The 20,077-nt window shown below is 47.0% G+C and carries 13 protein-coding genes; 5 read left to right on the top strand and 8 right to left on the bottom strand.

Translation table 11 applies throughout. The features are described from left to right. Positions 1 to 15: 15 nt before the first annotated feature. Both F453_RS0103340 and F453_RS0103335 read right to left on the bottom strand, forming a co-directional pair. On the bottom strand, positions 16 to 3,171 hold the full coding sequence (locus F453_RS0103340; RefSeq protein ID WP_018966732.1) for a SusC/RagA family TonB-linked outer membrane protein: 3,156 nt from the start codon (positions 3,169 to 3,171) through the stop codon (positions 16 to 18). 286 nt (positions 3,172 to 3,457) lie between these two features. After that, positions 3,458 to 3,775 (bottom strand): heavy metal-binding domain-containing protein, encoded by a 318-nt coding sequence (locus F453_RS0103335; protein WP_009237184.1) that lies wholly within the window; start codon positions 3,773 to 3,775, stop codon positions 3,458 to 3,460. 556 nt (positions 3,776 to 4,331) lie between these two features. Here F453_RS0103335 and F453_RS0103330 point away from each other — a divergent pair. Next, positions 4,332 to 4,745 (top strand): Hsp20/alpha crystallin family protein, encoded by a 414-nt coding sequence (locus F453_RS0103330; protein ID WP_018966731.1) that lies wholly within the window; start codon positions 4,332 to 4,334, stop codon positions 4,743 to 4,745. 990 nt (positions 4,746 to 5,735) lie between these two features. Here F453_RS0103330 and F453_RS0103320 read toward each other — a convergent pair. From F453_RS0103320 to F453_RS15610, 3 genes are all read right to left on the bottom strand, one after another. After that, a complete protein-coding gene (locus tag F453_RS0103320) occupies positions 5,736 to 6,641 on the bottom strand; it encodes a helix-turn-helix transcriptional regulator (protein WP_018966730.1) in 906 nt (301 codons plus the stop codon). Positions 6,642 to 6,894: 253 nt separating this feature from the next. After that, positions 6,895 to 10,128, bottom strand: coding sequence for a S41 family peptidase (locus F453_RS0103315; RefSeq protein ID WP_018966729.1), 3,234 nt, complete (start codon positions 10,126 to 10,128; stop codon positions 6,895 to 6,897). A 400-nt stretch (positions 10,129 to 10,528) separates the two neighbouring features. Beyond that, positions 10,529 to 10,774, bottom strand: coding sequence for a hypothetical protein (locus F453_RS15610; protein WP_148295801.1), 246 nt, complete (start codon positions 10,772 to 10,774; stop codon positions 10,529 to 10,531). 322 nt (positions 10,775 to 11,096) lie between these two features. Here F453_RS15610 and F453_RS0103310 point away from each other — a divergent pair, with 322 nt between their 5' ends. The 3 genes from F453_RS0103310 to F453_RS0103300 all read left to right on the top strand — a co-directional run bounded on the left by F453_RS0103310 (position 11,097) and on the right by F453_RS0103300 (position 14,616). Next, positions 11,097 to 11,786, top strand: coding sequence for a succinate dehydrogenase cytochrome b subunit (locus tag F453_RS0103310; protein ID WP_025789929.1), 690 nt, complete (start codon positions 11,097 to 11,099; stop codon positions 11,784 to 11,786). Positions 11,787 to 11,815: 29 nt separating this feature from the next. After that, positions 11,816 to 13,798, top strand: coding sequence for a fumarate reductase/succinate dehydrogenase flavoprotein subunit (locus F453_RS0103305; RefSeq protein WP_018966727.1), 1,983 nt, complete (start codon positions 11,816 to 11,818; stop codon positions 13,796 to 13,798). 62 nt (positions 13,799 to 13,860) lie between these two features. Then, on the top strand, positions 13,861 to 14,616 hold the full coding sequence (locus tag F453_RS0103300) for a succinate dehydrogenase/fumarate reductase iron-sulfur subunit (RefSeq protein ID WP_018966726.1): 756 nt from the start codon (positions 13,861 to 13,863) through the stop codon (positions 14,614 to 14,616). A gap of 173 nt (positions 14,617 to 14,789) precedes the next feature. On the opposite strand, the gene F453_RS0103295 is transcribed toward F453_RS0103300, so the two are convergent. Continuing rightward, positions 14,790 to 15,260 (bottom strand): hypothetical protein, encoded by a 471-nt coding sequence (locus F453_RS0103295; RefSeq protein WP_018966725.1) that lies wholly within the window; start codon positions 15,258 to 15,260, stop codon positions 14,790 to 14,792. Positions 15,261 to 15,335: 75 nt separating this feature from the next. Next, positions 15,336 to 16,913: a hypothetical protein gene (locus tag F453_RS0103290; protein ID WP_018966724.1), complete on the bottom strand. Its 1,578-nt coding sequence runs from the start codon at positions 16,911 to 16,913 to the stop codon at positions 15,336 to 15,338. A gap of 878 nt (positions 16,914 to 17,791) precedes the next feature. On the opposite strand from F453_RS0103290, the gene F453_RS0103285 reads away from it, so the two are divergent. Beyond that, positions 17,792 to 18,322, top strand: a complete 531-nt coding sequence (locus F453_RS0103285; protein WP_018966723.1) for an LOG family protein — start codon at positions 17,792 to 17,794, stop codon at positions 18,320 to 18,322. A gap of 187 nt (positions 18,323 to 18,509) precedes the next feature. Here F453_RS0103285 and F453_RS0103280 read toward each other — a convergent pair whose 3' ends face one another. Then, the gene (locus F453_RS0103280) at positions 18,510 to 20,057 is read right to left on the bottom strand and encodes a RagB/SusD family nutrient uptake outer membrane protein (protein ID WP_018966722.1); all 1,548 of its coding nucleotides are present in this window, start codon (positions 20,055 to 20,057) and stop codon (positions 18,510 to 18,512) included. Positions 20,058 to 20,077 lie beyond the last annotated feature (20 nt).

Raw genomic sequence — 20,077 nt, 5'->3', positions numbered from 1 at the left:
TTTTCTGTCGATTGTTTAGAAGTTTACGTTAAGTCCGAACATCAGCGAACGCATGATGGGGTAACCGTTGTCGGTTACTTCGGGGTCCCAGCCCTTTGGATAGTTGCTGATAGCAAAGAGGTCGTTGGCCGAGAGATACACGCGCACTTGCTTAAGCAGTGCCTTCTGGGTGATGTTCTTGGGCAGGGTGTAGCCCAGCGTGATGTTCTTGCAACGCAGATACCAACCATTGAACAGCCAAAAATCGCTCATGGTGTAGTTGTTTGCACGGCTCGTGTCGGTCAATCGAGGATATTCGGCCGCGGCGTTTTGCTCTGGTGTGTTGTATTTGCTCCAATAACGGCCGTCGATTAGTTCGGGGAAGTTGGTCCAGTTGTTCACCAATCCTTCTACCATCACAGGCGTTTTGCGGCTCCATTGTTTGCCCACGCCTTGGAAACTTACGTTAAAGTCGAAACCATTATAGGCTGCGCCGAGGTTAAGGCCATAGATAAAGTGGGGCAACGAACCTTTAAGCGGTACGCGGTCGTACTCTGCCGAGATCTTTCCGTCGGGCTTTCCATCGGGACCCGATATGTCGCGATACTTCAAATCACCAACCGTTACGTTGTTGTTAAGCTTCGGCGAGTTGTCAACCTCCTCTTGCGTCTGGTAAATTCCATCGCAAACGTATCCGTACCAGTTCATAAACTCACTGCCTTCGCGGTTTATTTTCACGCCGGTAAACTCGGTTCCGCGCATGTTACCCATAGTCGAGGTATAGTCAGAGAGGTTAAGTGCGGCCCAATAGTCCACCTTTCCTATGCTATGTCGCCATCTTAGCTCCAGGTCGAAGCCGTTAGTGTGCATGTCGCCAGCGTTAACGTCGGGGTTTTCGTAACCCAAGAAGATGGGGATTTGCACAGGCAAGAGCATGTCGCGAGTTTTCTTGCGGTAGTAATCGAAGGTTATACCGAGGCGGGCATCAAGCAAACGGGCATCAAAACCCACGTCCCACGTTTCGGTTGTTTCCCAAGTGATGTCCTTAACGGCATACTTCACTTGTGCCGCAGAGGGTACGGTTACGGGCGTTGTGCCGTTAAGCAGCAAGGCCGAACCAAACCTAATGGACGATTGATAGGGGTAATAGCTGCCGATACGTTCGTTACCCAGCTGACCGTAAGAAGCGCGCAGCTTCAGATGGTCCATCCAACGTACGTTGTCTTTAAAGAAATTCTCTTCCGAAATAACCCAACCAGCCGATACCGAAGGGAATGTTGCCCAACGATAATCTTTGTGGAAACGTGACGAACCATCGTAACGTATGTTGGCTTCGAGCAGATAACGATTGGCGTAAGCATAGTTTACGCGTGCGAAAGCCGAACGATAAGAGTATTCGAGGGCATTTCCGCCGTTGTTTCTGCCATCTCTCGGCGAGAGATCAAGATAAGGGAAGCTGGAGAGTTGGAACTTATCGCCACTTGCCCACAGGTTTTCGTCGCGCATATAATAGTATTCGAAACCTGCCATTGCTGTGAGGCTGTGCAATCCGAAGTCGTGTGTGTAGTTGGCCAAAGCCTGTGTGGTGATGTCGTAGTGGGTGTTTCGCGTCTCAGTTAGCGAGGTGGTGCGGAACCCGCCCACATGTCCTGCCGGCGTATTTGGATCGTCGGCACGCGTGTAAGTCACCTCCTTATTAAAGTCTTTCACGTTATGGAAGGTGAAGTTGGGTGCTGCCACCAGCGATATGCGTAGTCCTTTCAGCGGTTTCACCACCAATTCGCCCTTGGCGGCAATGCTATAATCGGAAGTCTTTATCGTTCCGCCCTCGTTAATTTTGGCCAAAATGTTCTCGCCGTCCTTAACGTCGCCATAGTTACCGTTACGCCAATAAGCTGCATAAATGGGTGGAATGTTGCGCGCCCCACTTTCAAAGGGGTTGTTATGAGGCGTTGTCACCTTGCCATAAGCAAAGTTAGCGTCTATGTGCGCTTCCAAATAGGGGTTGATATCCAAGTCGTTGTTCAGTCGGGCAATGTATCTTTCGAAGTTGCGGTTGGCATATAGGCCCGTGTTCTTATCGTAACGAAGCGACAATTTGGTGCGAACGTTCTTGCCTCCACCCATAAGGCTCAGCGAATGGGTTTGCTGCGACGCCGTGTTTTTAAACAGATAGTCTTCCCATTGCGTGATAGGATACTTGTCGGGATCAGTAGCGTTGTTGCGTTCGTAATTGTCTATCAAGTCCTTTGCGTATGTTTGGTATTCTCCTCCGCTAGGATTGTCGTTGTAATGGGTTTCGTTTACCATCTGCATAAAACGCTTCCATCCCACATATTTAGGCAAAACGGTTGGCTTGGTGAAAGCTTGCTCGAACGAATAGTTCATGCTTATCTCGTTGTTTCTTGCCCTTTTGGTGGTGATAAGTATAACGCCGGCTGCTGCGCGCGAACCATAGATGGCCGCCGAAGCTGCATCTTTGAGCACAGAGAGCGTCTCCACGTCGTCGGGATTTACGTTGGCGATGTCGCCAGGCACGCCATCGATGATTACTAGCGGACTTGTATCGCTGATGGTGGTAACACCGCGCACCAGCAAAGACGGTTTACCATCGGGCGTTCCGTTGTCGCGCGTAACGGTAAGACCCGCTGCCGCTCCCTGCAAAGCCGTAGAAAGGTTGGTGGCATGCGCGTTGGCGATGTCTGTAGCGCCAACCGAGGCGATACTTCCCGTAAGGTCTTTCTTCTTCATCACACCGTAACCCACCACAACGAGGTCGTCGAGCATCTTCACATTGTCGTCTAGTGTAATGGTCATGTTTCGCTGAGCCACCACCTCCTTGTCTTTCATTCCGATGAACGACACCGTAAGCGATGTTCCCACAGGTACGTTAATCAAGAAGCGCCCATCAATGTCGGTCACGGCTTTTTCGCTCGAACCCTTGGCTGTGATGGTTGCTCCCACCAGTGGTTCGCCGTTAGCATCGTTCACCGTACCTGTTACGGTGGCGTTGTTGCTTTGTAAACTAGTTTCAGGTTTGCCATTGTTGCGTGACAAAGGATTGTTTTCGGCCATTGCATTTGCCGTGGTTAGCAAGCAAAGGCTGGCCAAACCCCATGCCAGGGTTAGGCGTGAAGCGTGTCGACAACAACCGAGCACCTTCGTTCGGTTGTTTAGCAGTAAACAATTCATTCTTGGTTTATTTTGTTTTTAGTTATAATATTTTGGTCTATGAGGTTGTGAGTTTTTAGCTTATAAGTTTATGAGGGGGTAAGTTTTTTGTTTATAAGTTTATGCGGTGGTAGGTTTTTTAGTTTATAAATTCGTGAGTTGAAAAGTAAACTAGCGAACTCCTTCTCTCGCTAATTTCAAACACTGGCAACTCTTAAAGTTATGAATTCAAAAAAACATGAACTCAAAAACGCACGACCTTACCAACTCATAAACTTATAAACTTAAAATCTCATAAACTCACAATCTAGATAACCACGGCCGTTCCACTAACGGCTACCATCAGCATGGAGCCGTTTTGGCCAATGGTTTCGTAGTCTATGTCTACACCAACAATGGCGTTGGCGCCCATTTGTTCGGCTCGTTGTTGCATTTCGGCCAGCGAGGTGTCTTTGGCTTCACGCAAAACTTTCTCGTAAGAGCCACTTCTTCCGCCGATAATATCGCGTATTCCGGCCATGAAGTCTTTAAATAAGTTGGCACCGATGATGGTTTCGCCAGTCACTACGCCCTTATACGCTTGTATGGGACGTCCTTCGATAGTGGGAGTTGTGCTAATTAACATTTCTCGTATATATATTAAGATGTATGCATTATGCTGCTTATTGATTGTTTGGGCGTGGTTTCTTGGCGTGTGATGGGCCCATTATTGCCTCCCGGCAGTGGCTGTATGTAAAGCCGTATTTTAGTTATCGTGGACAAAGATACACATTATTTTTGATTTCAGGTGCGTGTGTAGAGAATTTAGTTGACAAACTTAGAGGTTCGCAAGAAAATGTTAAAGAAGTAGAAAGGAAAACCTTCTACCCTCCTCCAGATGATAGCATGGCGCGAGCGGCTTTAGGGTTCGCGAGCGGCAAGCCAAGTTGAGCGAAGAAAAGAAGCTGAAAAGCAGGCGGCTTAAATTGTTTACCTAATAACCATTTAACCCCTTAGAAAGACTTCTTAATGTCTCTTTTTGTCATTTTGTCATATATTCATGCCATTTTGTCGCTCATTTTTCACTGGTACGGAAGTTGTGTATTGATAAGTGAACGCCAAGGTGAAAGCCGAGGCAAAACAATAAAACAACAAACAGAAACAACTTTATAAATATAGGAGATATGATTATGTTACCAGTAATGAGAAGAAATTCGTGGTTGCCCGAAGTATTCGACGACTTTTTGAACAGCAACCTTATGCCACGCACTAACGCTACGGCTCCCGCCATCAACGTATTGGAGAACGACAAACAATATACCGTTGAACTTGCCGCTCCTGGCTTGAAGAAGGATGATTTCAGCGTGAACGTGAACGAAGACGGCAATCTATCCATCAAGATGGAGCAAAAGCGCGAGTCGGCCGAAGAGAACGAAAAGACGCACTACTTGCGTCGCGAGTTCAGTTACTCGAAATACGAGCAGACGTTGCTCTTGCCCGAAGACGTGAACCGCGAAGCTATTGCCGCCCGTGTTAACGACGGCGTGCTAACGGTAGACTTGCCCAAGGTGCAGAAAGAGGAACAAAAACTGTTCCGTTCGATACAGATTGACTAACTGTGTGGCCATAACACAGAACGTTTTAGTTGAACCAACGGTTAATGTGTAAACAAGCATACCAACTTGACATCTCGCCAAGTGGTTAGCTTACCAACAGAAAACAGCTCTGGTTTACTCGCTAACTCGTTGGTTTGCCAACTATAAATAGAACACTTGTAATGTTTAGTTTGATTGATATTTAGTTTTTATTTGGTAGAATTAGTTTTCCGCAGGTCCGGTGGCAGCGATGTCGCCGGACTTTTTTATGCCCGTTTCTCCCAGTTGCCCACCCTTATTTAACGTTCTCTTTTGCGGTTAGGGCAGCTTTATTACGCCAATTCGAAATTATCAAACAGCTTATAACAATCTGCCTACAAATGAGGCACATTGTGCTAATTACAGGGTGGCAGTTGTGTCTTATCTCAAACTCGCGTATCTAATCGCGCTTAGGTTATACACCATCTTATCCCAAACATGCATACACTTTCTAATCTTTATCATCCGCCCAAACGAAATGATGGCATATTGAAGATGAGTTCTTGGGAACCGAAAGTTAAGGGATAAAGCACTGCTTTAATACCTATCGACGCGTTACAGTTCATTGGTACTGCTGTTCCATCTTAGTTGGAACCTTGTTCCAGATGAGTTGGAACAAGGTTCCGGATGACATGGAATACTGTTCCAACTAAGATGGAACAAGGCGGGAGAATAAAAGGCTCTGTACAAAGGCTAATTCAGGCCCTTTCGTTTGGCGATGAAATGGGATACATGGGGCCCACAAATGCCCATTAAAAGAAAAGGATGGGCATGGCAACGATAGGCTAATGGAGATGCAGCCCCATGTAAACAGCTTCCAAAGAGCTGCTATGGACACGCTGGCGCATCTGTTTGTAATTTATCTATATCATGTAAACGGTTCACGAATGGCTACTATGCGCACGACTGCAACATGACGGACACGGCGCGAAGGAGAAGAAAACAGGATGTGTGCGGGAGGTTGTGCGACGCTTACTGACCGACTTTCTCTACCATGCCCTTCACCTTATTATATATATAGGCTACGAAATCGGGATTGCCCAGCACCTCGATGTCGTGGTAAAGGCCAAGCACGAAGCGGCCAATGCCTAGGTAGCTAGCCACGTCGGAAGAGAAAATCCAATGGTCGGGATCGTCGGCTGGGGTGATGTAGGCCTCTGCCATGGGGTACTCTTCTAAGAGAATGCTGTGCGAAAGGCGACCCAATTTCAGCTTAACGGGCAAACGATCTTCACCGCTAAACATAAAAATGTCGGTGAAAATGGCTTTGTGGCTCTTTTCGTTGAGCCATTCCACGTCGGTCATCTCTACCGATGCGGCACGCGATGTCTTGAAAGTCTTGTTGGTATGACTGTTTATTTCGAAGCAACGGATATCCATTTCGGCATTGAGAAACAGGAAAGGCTCCACCATTCGGTCGCTAACGGTGTGACTATGGGGCGACGAATAGTTTTTGAGTATTACCACGCGACGCAACTCGATAGCCTCGCGCAGCACGGCAGCATTACTCTCTGCCTGTCGGCGTTGTCCTACATCGGTGAGCAATTCGAGGTTGAAAAAACGCTCCAACTTCGACTGTATGTTCTTCGAAAGATAGTCGGTGTGGGGCAATCGGTCGAGCAGCCGATAAACAAACATGGCTTCTTCTTCGGTGAGGGCGATGTTCTCGTGCAGGCGTTTGAAGAAAGACGAGTGGCGATCGAGCCGATAACGCGTGTTTGTCTTAACGAGTTTGAACCCGCATGCGCGTAGATTTTCAAGGTCGTAATACAATTGCCGACGGGTTATGTCTAACCTATCGGCCAGTAATTGCACGGTATAGTCGCGGTTTTCGGTTAATAACAGCAGTAGCTCAAGTTCGCGTCTAAGGTTGTTCATTTCTTTCGAGGAGTTAAGAAGTAAAGGAGTAAGGAGTAAGTAGTGTGAGAGAGTGAAGAAGTAAATGGTAGGGAGTAAGGAGTAAGGGATAAGTAACAACAGGTGAGAAGTTGAGCAGTTGAAGAATAAGCAGCTAATTAAGGCGTTTGCCTCGCTGTTCAAAGCCATTTGGCTTACCTCCTTTTACTCTTAACTACTTATTCCCCCACTACTTACTCCTTACTCCTTTACTTCTTTACTCCTAAAGCAGCGCTTACTTCTTCACCACCTTCATCATCTCTTCTACGGCTCTAACCAATTGTCGGTCGTATCCGTTGAGATAATCTTCGGGTGTGTTATACACTTCAATATCGGGATCGAGCTGGGTGTTTTCGCCGTAATTGCCACGCATATCACGACATCCCACTTGCGGAATGCCAAATACGATGGAGGGATCGAGCAGGTTTTCCCACCAAACGGCAGTCATAGTGCCAGCCACGGGGGTACCAATAAGCTTACCAATACCCAACTCTTTATATACCCAAGGGAAGCCGTGGCCGTTGCTGTAATCGTCTTCGCACACCATTACACACGAGGGCTTGGTCCATTTGTTAAAGGGGTCGCTGCCCACATAGCGTCCGTTGGGCACAAATTGTTGATATTCCTTACCGCTAAGCAAGGTGCAAAGGTCGTCGTGTAGCCATCCTCCACCATTGTGGCGCTCGTCTACGATGACGGCATCTCTGCGTCGGTTGGTGTCGCTAAGCAAGTCGAGGTACACTTGACGGAAGCTTTGGCTGTTCATTGCCTTAACGTGTACGTATGCCAAACGACCTCCCGAGAGGCTATCTACAAGGTGGCGATTGCGGTCTACCCAGCGTTTGTATAGCAACTCTTGCTGTTCGCCGGCCGAAATGGGACGTATCACCACGTCGAAACGTTTCTTTCCCTTGGGGTTGAACACCGATACGCGCACGGGTTTACCCACTTTACCATCGAGCAAGTGGAAATAGTCTTTGCCCTGTAGAAGGCTATCGCCATCAATCTTCTCGATGATGCAGCCCGGCGTAACCTTTGTGTTGCGCACGGCAAATGGTCCGCGCTTGATCACTTCTTGCACACGGAGGCCGTCGCCCTTATATTCGGGATCGAAGAAGAGGCCCAATTCTGCCGTTTGTAGTTTCGGAGCAGTGCCCCAATAGCGTGCGCCAGTGTGCGAGGCGTTCAGTTCGCCCAACATTTCGCTTAGCATTTCGCTGAAGTCGAAGTTGTTGTTGATGTGGGGAAGGAACTTTTCGTACACCTTGCGATAGTTGGCCCAGTCCACTCCGTGCAGGGTTGGCACGTAGAACTTATCCTTCACTTGTTGCCAAACATGGTTGAACATGTATTGCCTTTCGGCATAAGGCTTGAGGTTGAAACGTGCCTCGAACTCGATGTTCTTGCTTGTGTTGCTGCCCAAGTCTATCTTCTTGATGGCATTGTAGGTGCAGAGGAACAGGTTGCGGAAGTTCTTATCGGGTACGAATTCACCTCCACCCACGTTCTTCATCACGATAGACGTCTTGTTTTCGGTTATCTCGCGTTTCCAAAGGTCGTATCCGTCTTCGAATGCGGCTTGGTAATACAGCGTATCGCCACCATTACTTAGCACATAGTCGCCTAGGTGCGAAGAGTGGTCGGTAAGGCGAATAACGCGGTCGCGACAGTTCTCGAGGTCGAACTCTAAGGCTTTCACCTCATCTTTTTTATCCTTTTTAGAAGAGCCAAGCTTTAGCTTGTCTTCTTCCTTATCTTTCTTGTTGTCTTGTTTTTCTTGGTTCTCGTTCTTGGCCAGTTCGCGTTCTTCCTTGTCTCGCCTAAACTTTTCGTAAGCGTCGAGGTCGAAGAACATGATGTAAACATCACGTTCGGCACCCCACGAGCCATGACTGCGATAGCCAGCACGGTCGCTAACGAAGAGCATGGCCTTACCGCCAAGCACCCAACGTCCACCTGCGTCGCTGTATCCGCTTTGCGTAAGGTTGTGAATTTCGCCCTTTCCATCGGCCTTTACCAAAGCAATATCGGGACTATTCCAGCCTCCAACGCCGATATACGACGAAAGCAACCAACGACTATCGGGACTCCATGCGAAGCCAATATCGCCATCGGCATACGAGTAAACATACTTTCCGTCCATCACGGTACGAACGGCCTTGCTCTTAATGTCGAGCACACGTAGCGTAGAACGGTCTTCGAAGAAGGCGATGCTCTTGCCGTCGGGACTGAAACGCGGCTGTTGCGAGGTGCGGTCGCTCTTTACCAGCTGTTCTTCTTCAAGCTGAGTGGCGTATGCGAAGCTCTTTTCCTTGTCTAGTTTCAGCTTTGTGCGATAGATTTGCCACAGTCCGCCGCGTTCTGATGCATAAACGATGCTGCGCCCGTCGGGTGCAAATTGTATCTCGCGTTCTTGTTCGGGCGTGTCGGTTATCTGTTTGGTGGTGCGATAGTCGATAGACGTTACATACACGTCGCCGTGCAGAACGAAAGCCAGTTCTTTGCCGTCGGGCGAGAGCGAGATCTCGGTTGCACCCGTGAACAGCGTCTGGCGGTCAAGGTCTTTGTCTATTTTGTCTGTCACGATGCTCACTTTCAGCTTCTGCGGTTGTGAGCCCTGCTTCAGCGTATATATCTCGCCATCGTAGCCATAGCACAGTGTGCCGTCGGTAGCAGCCGTGAGAAAGCGCACGGGATTGGTGGTATGGCGGGTTAGCTGCTGTTTTCCAGTACCGTCGATATTGCGCATATACACGTTAAAGGTTCCGTCTTCTTCGCTCAGATAATAAAAGGTGTCGCCCTGAGCAGCCCAAACGGGTGTGCGATCTTCACCGTTAAAATTGGTAAGCTTGGTGTATTTGCCAGCACGGCGAAGCCAAATATCGCGCGTAATGGGTGAGCGATGGTGCTTACGCCAGGGGTCTTCGTAGCCCTTTTGGTCGTGATACAGCAGGTCGCCGTTGGGCCTAATGCTGATATCCATCATGGGAAGGGCCGAGAAAAGGTGGGGTCGGCTACCATTCGTACCCACCTCATACACCTGCGGAAGCATTCTGTTGGCAAAGATAATGCTTTGTGCCGTGGGCATGATGCTGGTGGTGTAGAGCACGGTATTGTTGTCTTTGAAGGCGATGGGCGTTTCGTTGCCGCTGTTGGTGGTAATTCTTCGGGGCGTGCCACCTTCGCGTTGCATCACGTAAATATCCATGCTGCCCTCCCTATTGGAGCAAAATGCCAGCTGTTTGCTGTCGGGACTCCATACGGGATGTGTGTCGTGGGCGGCATTAGTTGTAAGTTGGCGTGCCGTTCCACCCGTTGTAGGCACTGAATAAATGTCACCTTTATAGGTGAAAGCCACAGTGGAACCATCTGGCGAAATGGCACAATGGCGCATCCACAAAGGGTTTTCTTGGGCCGATACCGATGTAGCTAAGGCAAGGGCCACGATAGTGAGGGTAGTTTTCATCATCAATAAATGGAATGTCTTTATATTAAATGTGACTGTTCGGATAGTGAATGGCGAGGCAGAGGGCGTTCGCACCACTTCGTTATGCTGCACGCACAAGAGGGTTTCCTTTATAATATATGGCTGCAAATATATTGATTATTCATGAGACAACAAAGCGGTCGGGGGAGAAAATGTAACAAAGTAGATGAGTTTAAGTTGATGTGTTGGCAAGTTAAGAAGTCGAGATGATGGTTTTCGGTTCAATGACGCACGCTTGTAGGCTGTTGGCAGCTTTTTCATAAGGTGATACTTTGTTCGCGTTTAGCGTGTGTTGGGAATATGCAAAGTTGCTTTTGCAAAAGCGAATGATATGCGAAAAACAACTATTCTAAAAGCGACTTTTAGGCAACAATTCGCTTTTCTAAAAGTTATTCGTTGCATAGCGTTTCACGATGTGGCGTTTACATACGGCTAGTAAAAGGCTTTTTACGGCATCAAGGAGAAAGCTTTTCGGACAATAAGGCTGACTTCCTGCCGTCGTTGTTGGGTTTTGCTTGCCATTTGTCAATGTTCGTGCGGTATATGGTGTAAGTATTGATAGTGCGAAATGGTGTAATAAAGCGTCAAAAATACTTTGAATACTCATCAAAATATAGTATTTTTGCATCGTGTTACACATAGTGCATACCTAAATCAAGGTATTGCCAATCCAAAATAAGTTGGTTTATTGCAGAGGTTTGAAGAAGTTCCTTCGGTGGAACTAGAAAATTAAGCCCACGCGAAACCCACGTTGGCTCTTGGGGAAGATACAACGTGCCATTGTTTTAAGACGAATAAAGAGGGTGCTAGGCAATGCCAAATAGCCACTAAGCGCAACACAAGAAGACGACCCTTTGGCATAAGAGGACTGCCCAGGCTCGGCTAGAACAAACGCGATAGATAACAGGAAAATAATACAAACATAATTAAATAATTAAATTCAATCATTTATGTGGTTAATCAATTCTTCTATCGGTAGAAAGGTTGTCATGTCTGTAACCGGCGTGGCGCTCGTTCTGTTCTTGACATTTCACATGTCTATGAACATCGTTGCGCTGTTCTCGGGCGAGGCATACAACATGATCTGCGAGTTTTTGGGTGCCAACTGGTATGCCGTAGTTGCCACAATGGGCCTCGGAGCCTTAACTGTGGCGCACATCGTGTATGCCTTCATCCTCACGGCACAAAACCGCAGGGCACGCGGAAACGAGCGTTACGCCGTTACCAGCAGGCACGAGAAGGTGGAGTGGGCATCGCAAAACATGCTTGTTCTGGGTATTATCATCGCCCTAGGCTTGGTGTTGCACCTCTACAACTTCTGGTACAACATGATGTTCGCTGAAATTATGGGAGTGCATATGCAGTTCCATCCCGCCGACGGGTTTGCTTACATCAAGGAAACATTCTCTAATCCCGTTTATGTAGTTCTCTACATTGTGTGGCTTGTGGCCATTTGGTTCCACCTTTCACACGGTTTTTGGAGTGCCATGCAGAGTCTCGGCGTTAGCGGCAAGGTGTGGTTCAACCGTTGGAAAGTCATCGGCTTGGCTTACACCACATTGCTCATGCTGGGCTTCCTCATCGTAGTGTTGGCCTTCGCTTTCGGTTGCGCGCCTAGCTTGTGCGCTTGCTGCGCTTAAATCATAATACGAATAAAAAGATAAAGATTATGGCTATTAAAATAGATTCGAGAATTCCCGAAGGACCCGTAGCTGAAAAATGGACCAACTATAAGGCTCATCAGCGACTGGTTAACCCCAAGAACAAACTCAAACTCGATGTTATCGTGGTGGGAACTGGTCTTGCCGGAGCCAGTGCAGCCGCTTCGCTGGGCGAAATGGGCTTCAATGTACTGAACTTCTGCATACAAGACTCACCCCGTAGGGCACACTCCATCGCCGCTCAAGGTGGTATAAACGCCGCCAAGAACTATCAAAACGACGGCGACTCGGTGTATCGCCTCTTCTACGACACCGTTAAAGGCGGCGACTATCGTGCTCGCGAGGCCAACGTTTACCGCTTGGCCGAGGTTAGTAACAGCATTATCGACCAGTGTGTAGCGCAAGGCGTACCCTTCGCACGTGAATATGGCGGTATGTTAGCTAACCGTTCGTTTGGTGGAGCTCAGGTTAGCCGTACGTTCTACGCCAAAGGACAAACTGGCCAACAACTCTTGCTGGGTGCATATTCGGCTCTGAGCTGCCAAGTACAGGCTGGAAAGGTGAAGCTTTACACGCGTTACGAGATGGAAGACGTGGTTATCGTAGACGATCGCGCACGTGGCATCATCGCCAAGAACCTTGTTACCGGTAAGCTAGAACGCTTCTCGGCCAACGCAGTGGTAATTGCCACGGGTGGATATGGCAACGCCTACTTCCTTTCTACTAACGCAATGGGCTGCAATTGCACTGCCGCCATACAGTGCTACCGCAAGGGCGCATACTTCGCCAATCCTGCCTACGTGCAAATTCACCCTACTTGTATTCCCGTTCACGGTGACAAGCAGTCTAAACTCACGTTGATGTCGGAGTCGCTACGTAACGACGGCCGCATCTGGGTGCCCAAAAAGATTGAAGACGCTAAGGCATTGCAGGCTGGACAGAAACGCGGCTCAGACATTCCCGAAGAAGATCGCGACTATTATTTGGAGCGTCGCTATCCCGCCTTCGGTAACTTGGTGCCCCGCGACGTGGCTTCGCGTGCCGCTAAGGAACGTTGCGACAAGGGATTTGGTGTTAACAACACGGGTCTTGCGGTGTTCCTCGACTTCTCTGAGAGCATCGAACGCCTTGGTTTCGAAGCCATTCAGCAGCGTTATGGCAACCTCTTCGACATGTACGAAGAGATTACCGACGTTAATCCAGGCGAGTTGGCCAACGAGATTAACGGTGTGAAGTATTACAACCCAATGATGATTTACCCCGCCATACACTACACCATGGGTGGCATTTGGGTAGACTACGAGTTGATGACCTCTATCCAAGGCCTCTTTGCTATCGGCGAATGCAACTTCTCCGACCACGGAGCAAACCGCTTGGGTGCGTCTGCACTGATGCAAGGTCTTGCCGATGGTTACTTTGTTTTGCCTTACACCATCCAGAACTACTTGGCCGACCAAGCTATTTGGCCACGTCTTTCTACCGACCTACCCGAGTTTGCGGAGGCAGAGAAGGGTGTGCAAGACGAGATAGACAGGTTGATGGCCATTCAAGGTCAGCGCTCGGTAGACTCGATACACAAGGAATTGGGTCACATCCTATGGGAACACGTGGGCATGGGTCGTACGGCCGAGGGTCTGCGCGAGGGTATCAAGAAGTTGAAAGAACTGCGTAAGGAGTTCGACACCAACCTCTTCATCCCTGGTTCGAAAGAAGGATTGAACGTTGAACTTGACAAGGCTATTCACTTGCGCGACTTTATCATCATGGGCGAGCTTGAAGCTTACGACGCTCTTTCGCGTAACGAGAGCTGCGGCGGACACTTCCGCGAGGAATACCAGACGGAAGAAGGCGAAGCCAAACGCGATGACGAGAACTTCTTCTACGTAGGTTGCTGGAAGTATCAAGGCAACGATACCACCGAGCCCGAACTCATTAAGGAGCCTCTGGAATACGAAGCGATAAAGGTTCAAACACGTAACTATAAGCAGTAAATTAAGTTAACGAGTTGAGAAGTTGACGGGTTAACTCGCCAACTTAAACAAAAGTAAATCACATGGACAAAAATATAAGTTTCACACTCAAAGTGTGGCGTCAGAATGGACCCAAAGCCAAGGGGCATTTTGATACGTTCGAAATGAAAGATATACCTGGCGACACTTCGTTCCTAGAGATGCTCGACATCCTTAACGAACAGCTCATCGAAGCACGCCAAGAACCTTTCGTGTTCGACCACGACTGTCGCGAAGGCATCTGCGGTATGTGTTCGCTCTACATTAACGGTCATCCCCATGGCCCAGCAGCAGGTGCAACCACCTGTCAGCTGTACATGCGCCGCTTCAAAGATGGCGACGTGATCACCGTTGAACCATGGCGTTCGGCCGCTTTCCCTGTTATTAAGGACTGTATGGTAGACCGTGGCGCCTTCGATAAGATTATCCAAGCAGGCGGTTACACCACCATTCGCACGGGTCAACCCCAAGATGCCAACGCCATCCTTATTCCCAAGGAAGACGCGGACGAAGCAATGGACTGCGCAACATGTATCGGTTGTGGCGCTTGTGTTGCTGCCTGCAAGAACGGATCGGCTATGCTCTTCGTCAGCTCTAAGGTTAGCCAGCTGGCTTTGTTGCCCCAAGGCAAACCCGAAGCAGCAAAACGCGCCAAGGCTATGGTGATGACGATGGAAGAATTAGGCTTTGGAAACTGCACCAACACCCGCGCTTGCGAGGCTGAATGCCCCAAAAACGAGTCTATCGCGAACATCGCACGCCTCAACCGCGAGTTTATTTCGGCTAAGTTGGCCGACTAAACGCGAGGGATAACGAAACCAGTGCAACGAACATCTACACTTGCCTAAGTGCAGGTGCAGATGTTTCGCTTGTGCGTAAGCATGTGAGAACGTTCTATGGCGAAGCCATAGAACGTTCTCGCGTTTTGTGCTATTAGTTGGTTGATGAGATACAAAGCCATCAAAATTATTAATCAGCTATAGCTTATTATTTCCAAGCAATACTTATTAGTAACATCATTTTCCACTGCTGCACCCCATCTAATTTGCTCAATGCTAGAAAGGCTATCTATTCTATTGTATAGCTCGTCAATAACTTTCAAGATGGCTTCATCATTGATAATAAAGTTAATGATGATTTTGCTTTCCCATTTTTTTGAGTCGGAATCAATCTTCTTAATTATTTCTGCCAAGCTATTTCCATTTATTGTAGAAAGGTATATCTTACTAGCCAAAGGCAGGTCGATAAAGGCTGCTTTTACTAATGGTATTAGTACTTGTATGTTCCTTCTGTAGCCAGCACTACAATGCATCTGTTCAACCTTGTCTTTCAAACAGGTTTTTTCATAGTCACTTATAGTGCTGCTACTTAAATCTAACTCTATACCTTTTTTGTTAAACGTCTCAGATTCGAGAATACTACTTATTACATCAAATTTATTCATAGGCGATAAAGATGTTTAAAGGGTTCTACATTAATTGTAAGCTCTTTTTACGTCTTATGTTTAACGCGGTGATTATTATTTCTTCTTTCTTAAATTATATTTTGCGTTCATCAGGCATAGTTTTGATTTTGAGCGAATAAATTCTAACTCATTCTTTAGTGTAGGAATCATTTCCAGCATTTCAACAATATGCTTTTCGCTCTTCATCACCTTGCTTGCAATGGTTGAAAAGTTGTCTCTAACAATGGATAAATTGTTTTCTTTGGCAACCTCGCGTATTATTTCTGTCAGTCTTACCATAGCAGGTAGATTCGATATGTTTTCTGAAAGCAGATTACATATCAGTGGTGTATGGTCGATATGGATTTTGCATAGCTGGCTTATTTCCATAAAACGAGCAGGCGCAGTAGCTTCTTCTGTTTGGGTTAGCATTCTGGCAGTTGTTCCATCCAGTAGCTTAACCGTTACTTCCTTTGTTGTAGGATTGATGATAATTGTATTATTCTCGCTCAGCTCAGCCAAAATAAAGTCACCTTTGTCGGTTATTACATGTGTTTCTGCAATGCAATCATCTATCCACCTATTAAACCATTTGTAATCATCCTTACGCTCAACGTGTTTTGCTATAGCTTTGCTGCTTAATCTAAATAAGCGGTTGATGATGCTTATTGGGTAAAACACATCCTTACCTTCACTCATACGGTTTTGAGTAATAAGTCTGAAACGGAAATTATTCTCGAGCGTTTGGTAATCATAAGTCTTTGTTACACCACTAAATCCTAACTGGCTAATATCAGTCGTTTCTTCTTCTGGATCCTCCTCATCGGTTGAGTCGCCGTTAATAAACTCTTCATTGATGAATTGTCCATACTTACGCAAGGCACTAAGCGCATCTCTTAGAGAAGAAATTGGCATCCACTGACAATCGTTGTTGTCAATAGCATGTTTCAGCATATTGTCTAGTAATGTAAAGAAACCAAGCACTTTCCCTTCCTTTTTGGCTTTTAGGAAAATGGGTATTAAGCTAAATAGGCCGCCTTGAAGCGTTTGTGATTTAGCGGAAATAGCCTGAGACAGCGTGCGATTCAATCTTTTTAGTCGAGAGATGTAGCTCTGAGCACTTGTTTTTCCTTTCTCATCAGTTGTCGTTAGCCAATGTAGAAACTCTTCTCCTGCAAACAATTGTTTATAGACATTTGCTCCTTGCATAACTGGTATGTCGCTTTTCTTACCGCTGAATTTAGGTAAAACCCACTCTTCTATAAAGCGACGATAGTTTCTGAAGGCACTTCTCCAGTCGCTCACTAGCTTAGGAGAAAAGCCATAATCTTCATCTTTGGCCAATTCAAACCATTCATTAACAACATTAAGATATTTATCAAACAAAGCGGATACACCCTTAATGTCGCCTGCCTCAACTTCTTGAGGTAGAAATTCAAAGAAATCTTCTTCAGATGAGAACAATTGTTTATCTGCTGATTTGATATAGCTAATATAGGCATTGGCTACATTCTCGGTTTTCTCGTCGATAGTAACCATCCATTTCTTATACCTTATTGCCAAATAAGGAACTTTAATGCCAAACACGTCTCTTTCGATTTCTCTTTGGATCTCTGCGTCTAATGAGATGAGATAATCTATATATCCTTTCATGATAATTATGTTTATAAGTTTAACATATTGCAAAAGTAGACATTATATTTCAATGAACCAAGGATAAGTTTTTGATAATTAATAAGCTTGCTTTTTCCATAAACAAATTAGCAAGTGCTGAACCGCTGTAATGATAGACACCCTTTACACAATAGGGTGTGAACAATATAACTGTGATAAGAGAAAGAAGTAAGGTCATGATTGTTTTTATAATGAACAGAATTGAGTTTAGAAAATTTAGTTGAAATTTCAGAAATAAAGACGACGCCACATTCACATTGAAAGCTCGTTAGCCATTGGTCATCTACTGCGCAGCGGTTGGCCCGATGGAATAATATATTCATTACTTACACCCTAAACTTGCACAAAACGTATGACTTCTTACACAGGACTAGTATATTGTTTACGAAAGGCAAATGGCTGAAATGACGCTGACACCACTTCAGATAAGTTTTACGCCATCGCGCACAAACCTATACACATCTCAAATGAACTTACACGGCGACATTATTCAAACCAATTGGATACCGCCAGTTAAGGAACAAAACACCATCTATTGTTTTCCCGTCTTGGTCCAGCTAAGTTGGAACCGTGTTCCTTATCATCTGGAATCCTGTTCCATATCAACTGGAACAAGAGTCCAGATAACATGGAACAACAGTACAGACAAGAGATAACACAACGTAAGCTCATTTAGTTGACTATTAAAGCCTTGTTATCGCTTCTCGTTCACTTATTATATGGAATGCAAAACATGCTTTTTGAACCTGCCCCGACTCAGAAAAAATCATTACCTTTGCCTAATAACTCATAAGTTCAAGCACATATAGGCTCAAAAGTTAACGAACTTACAAGCTTATAAACTCATAAATTCACAGATGAAGATAGCAGTATTTTGTTCGGCAAATGCCGACATCGACCCTCGTTTTTTCAAGGCTACGGAAGCCTTGGGACGATGGTGCGCAGAGAAAGGGCACGTTGTGCTTTTCGGTGGAACTAACCAAGGATTGATGGAATGCATAGCCAAGGCGGCACACGAGGCGGGCGGGCGCGTTGAAGGCGTTGTGCCTAAGTTTGTGGAAGAGGGTGGAATGGAATCGACGTATATGGATAAGGTGTACCATACCGAGAACCTAACCGACCGAAAAGAGATGCTAAACACGCTTTGCGACGTGGCCATCGCCCTGCCTGGTGGCGTGGGAACGCTCGACGAGGTGTTCACCCTCACGGCAGCAAACTCTATTGGCTACCACCAACAACACATCATCATCTACAACATGGAAGGCTTTTGGGACGAGCTGGTGGCACTTCTCAACAAGCTTGAAAGCCAAGGCATGATACGCGGAAACTATCGCAAACGCATCATGGTGGTAAACAGCCTCGACGAGTTGGAGAAGTGTTTATCATAAAAGGTCTCATCCCCTGCCCCATCTAAGAGGAGATAACACACCTGCTTAGAGGAAAGAACACATCTGTTTAAGGGAAACAAATAACCGAAAAAAACGAAGCGCGCTGAAATGGAACATCTCCACTCCAGCGCGCTTTTGGGTTAATACTTTGCCTAAGGTTAAGCTTATGCTCTACTGCTTGAATTTGTTAATACAGCGGATTTTGCTGTATCTCCGAGTTGCCGTTCACCTCATCAATCGGTATTAGTGGCAATTGCTTATTAAAAGTCCAAGTGTTGTAACTCTGTACATCTTTATTTAATGCCTCGTGCCATCCACGATTGGCTTCCGATGTATAACGCGTGATGGTTTCGCCACGCCTCAAAGCATCGAAATAACGATGTCCCTCGCCCACCAATTCTTTTCTTCGTTCCATATAGATACGTGCCAAAGAAACGTTGGCAGCCGTAACTTGGCGGCTCGCTGTGGTGGTTCGGTTGGTTACGATGGCATTAAGATACTGTGCAGCCTTTGCCTTATCGCCCGCTTGGAAAGCCGCTTCGGCAGCGTTAAGATAAAGTTCCGACAGGCGCATCACTGGCACATTGCTCAAACGGGTATCGCCGTTTATGGCGGGCAACTTGTTCAGATATACCCTAGCCCCATTGAAGACATTGGCCTTTTTCTCCTTACTCGAAGTGGCTGCTTTCCATACGTCGCGACGCACATCGTTGCCATCGGTGTTCAACGAGTCTACAAATGCCTTGGTTGCAACCATGTCACCATAGCCTTTGGGCACGTCCTTAGCGTCGGTATCCTCGGTATAGAGGTAGCCAATACCCTCTCGGTCAGTCCATTCGCTACTAGTTATGGCTATCTCGAAAATCATTTCATTGCCATGGTGAGCATCGTTCTTGCTCCACGCTGTGGCATATTGCGTAGGCGTCCATAGCGAGTAAGGCGAGTTTTGTATAACGTCTTCGGCATCGGCAAGGGCTTTTGCCCAGTTGCCCATGGTGAGATAAACCCTCGAGCGCAAGGTTTTCGCCGTCCAAAGGTTCACATATCCCGTATTGGGAGTTTTCACCAAATTGCCCTGAATGGCCTCATCGAGGTCTTTCAATATCTGCGTATAACATTCGGCCACCGTGTTTCGCTTCACCTTGGCGTTAGGATCTAACACGCTGGTGTTGGCTGGTGCTCCCCACGAAGCCCCTTGATCTTGGGTGTAGGGCTTGCCGTAGATGCGGGTAAGGTCGAACATGGCCATGGCACGAAGCACCTTCGCCTCGTCGCGACAGAGGTTAATAAGCGAGTCGGCTTTCGTTCCGCGGTCGGTTAGCGCCCCATTAGTGGCTGCCTCCACAATGCGGTTGGCACGTGCGATAACGATAAATGCACTACGCCAAACAGAATTACCATAGTTGAACTCTTCGGGTTTGTTACCCTCTTGACGATACCAGAAAGGTGCCCTAGTGCTTCCGTATTTCGAGTTGTACTGCATATCTTCGCCTCGCATCTCTGCATAAACGAAGAATGTAGCCCCATAATAGTCCACGTAATTGCTGTTACGACCCTTCAAGGCGTTATACAATCCGATGCGGGCGTTGTTCAGGCTCTCGCTGTTGGTCAAGGCGCGCTCTTCGGGAAGACCCGTTCCTGGTTCCCTATCGAGCCAGTCGTTTCCACATGCCGTTATGCTAAAGGCTAATGCCAATGCAGCCACGGTCTTGCCGGTTGATTTTATGATGTTCATATTCTATATGCTTCTTGTTT

Origin of the sequence: Hoylesella loescheii DSM 19665 = JCM 12249 = ATCC 15930 (assembly GCF_000378085.1) — a bacterium.
Classification (GTDB): domain Bacteria; phylum Bacteroidota; class Bacteroidia; order Bacteroidales; family Bacteroidaceae; genus Prevotella; species Prevotella loescheii.
Note: the sequence above shows the minus strand (reverse complement) of the source record. Positions and strands in the feature narration are given on the sequence as shown.

Excerpts from the sequence above, each read along its gene's own strand:
- F453_RS0103300 (WP_018966726.1), top strand. The coding sequence starts at position 13,861 with ATGGACAAAAATATAAGTTTCACACTCAAAGTGTGGCGTCAGAATGGA.
- F453_RS0103280 (WP_018966722.1), bottom strand. The coding sequence starts at position 20,057 with ATGAACATCATAAAATCAACCGGCAAGACCGTGGCTGCATTGGCATTA.
- F453_RS0103310 (WP_025789929.1), top strand. The coding sequence starts at position 11,097 with ATGTGGTTAATCAATTCTTCTATCGGTAGAAAGGTTGTCATGTCTGTA.
- F453_RS0103305 (WP_018966727.1), top strand. The coding sequence starts at position 11,816 with ATGGCTATTAAAATAGATTCGAGAATTCCCGAAGGACCCGTAGCTGAA.
- F453_RS0103340 (WP_018966732.1), bottom strand. The coding sequence starts at position 3,171 with ATGAATTGTTTACTGCTAAACAACCGAACGAAGGTGCTCGGTTGTTGT.
- F453_RS15610 (WP_148295801.1), bottom strand. The coding sequence starts at position 10,774 with ATGCAAAAATACTATATTTTGATGAGTATTCAAAGTATTTTTGACGCT.
- F453_RS0103320 (WP_018966730.1), bottom strand. The coding sequence starts at position 6,641 with ATGAACAACCTTAGACGCGAACTTGAGCTACTGCTGTTATTAACCGAA.
- F453_RS0103335 (WP_009237184.1), bottom strand. The coding sequence starts at position 3,775 with ATGTTAATTAGCACAACTCCCACTATCGAAGGACGTCCCATACAAGCG.
- F453_RS0103330 (WP_018966731.1), top strand. The coding sequence starts at position 4,332 with ATGAGAAGAAATTCGTGGTTGCCCGAAGTATTCGACGACTTTTTGAAC.
- F453_RS0103290 (WP_018966724.1), bottom strand. The coding sequence starts at position 16,913 with ATGAAAGGATATATAGATTATCTCATCTCATTAGACGCAGAGATCCAA.
- F453_RS0103295 (WP_018966725.1), bottom strand. The coding sequence starts at position 15,260 with ATGAATAAATTTGATGTAATAAGTAGTATTCTCGAATCTGAGACGTTT.
- F453_RS0103315 (WP_018966729.1), bottom strand. The coding sequence starts at position 10,128 with ATGATGAAAACTACCCTCACTATCGTGGCCCTTGCCTTAGCTACATCG.
- F453_RS0103285 (WP_018966723.1), top strand. The coding sequence starts at position 17,792 with ATGAAGATAGCAGTATTTTGTTCGGCAAATGCCGACATCGACCCTCGT.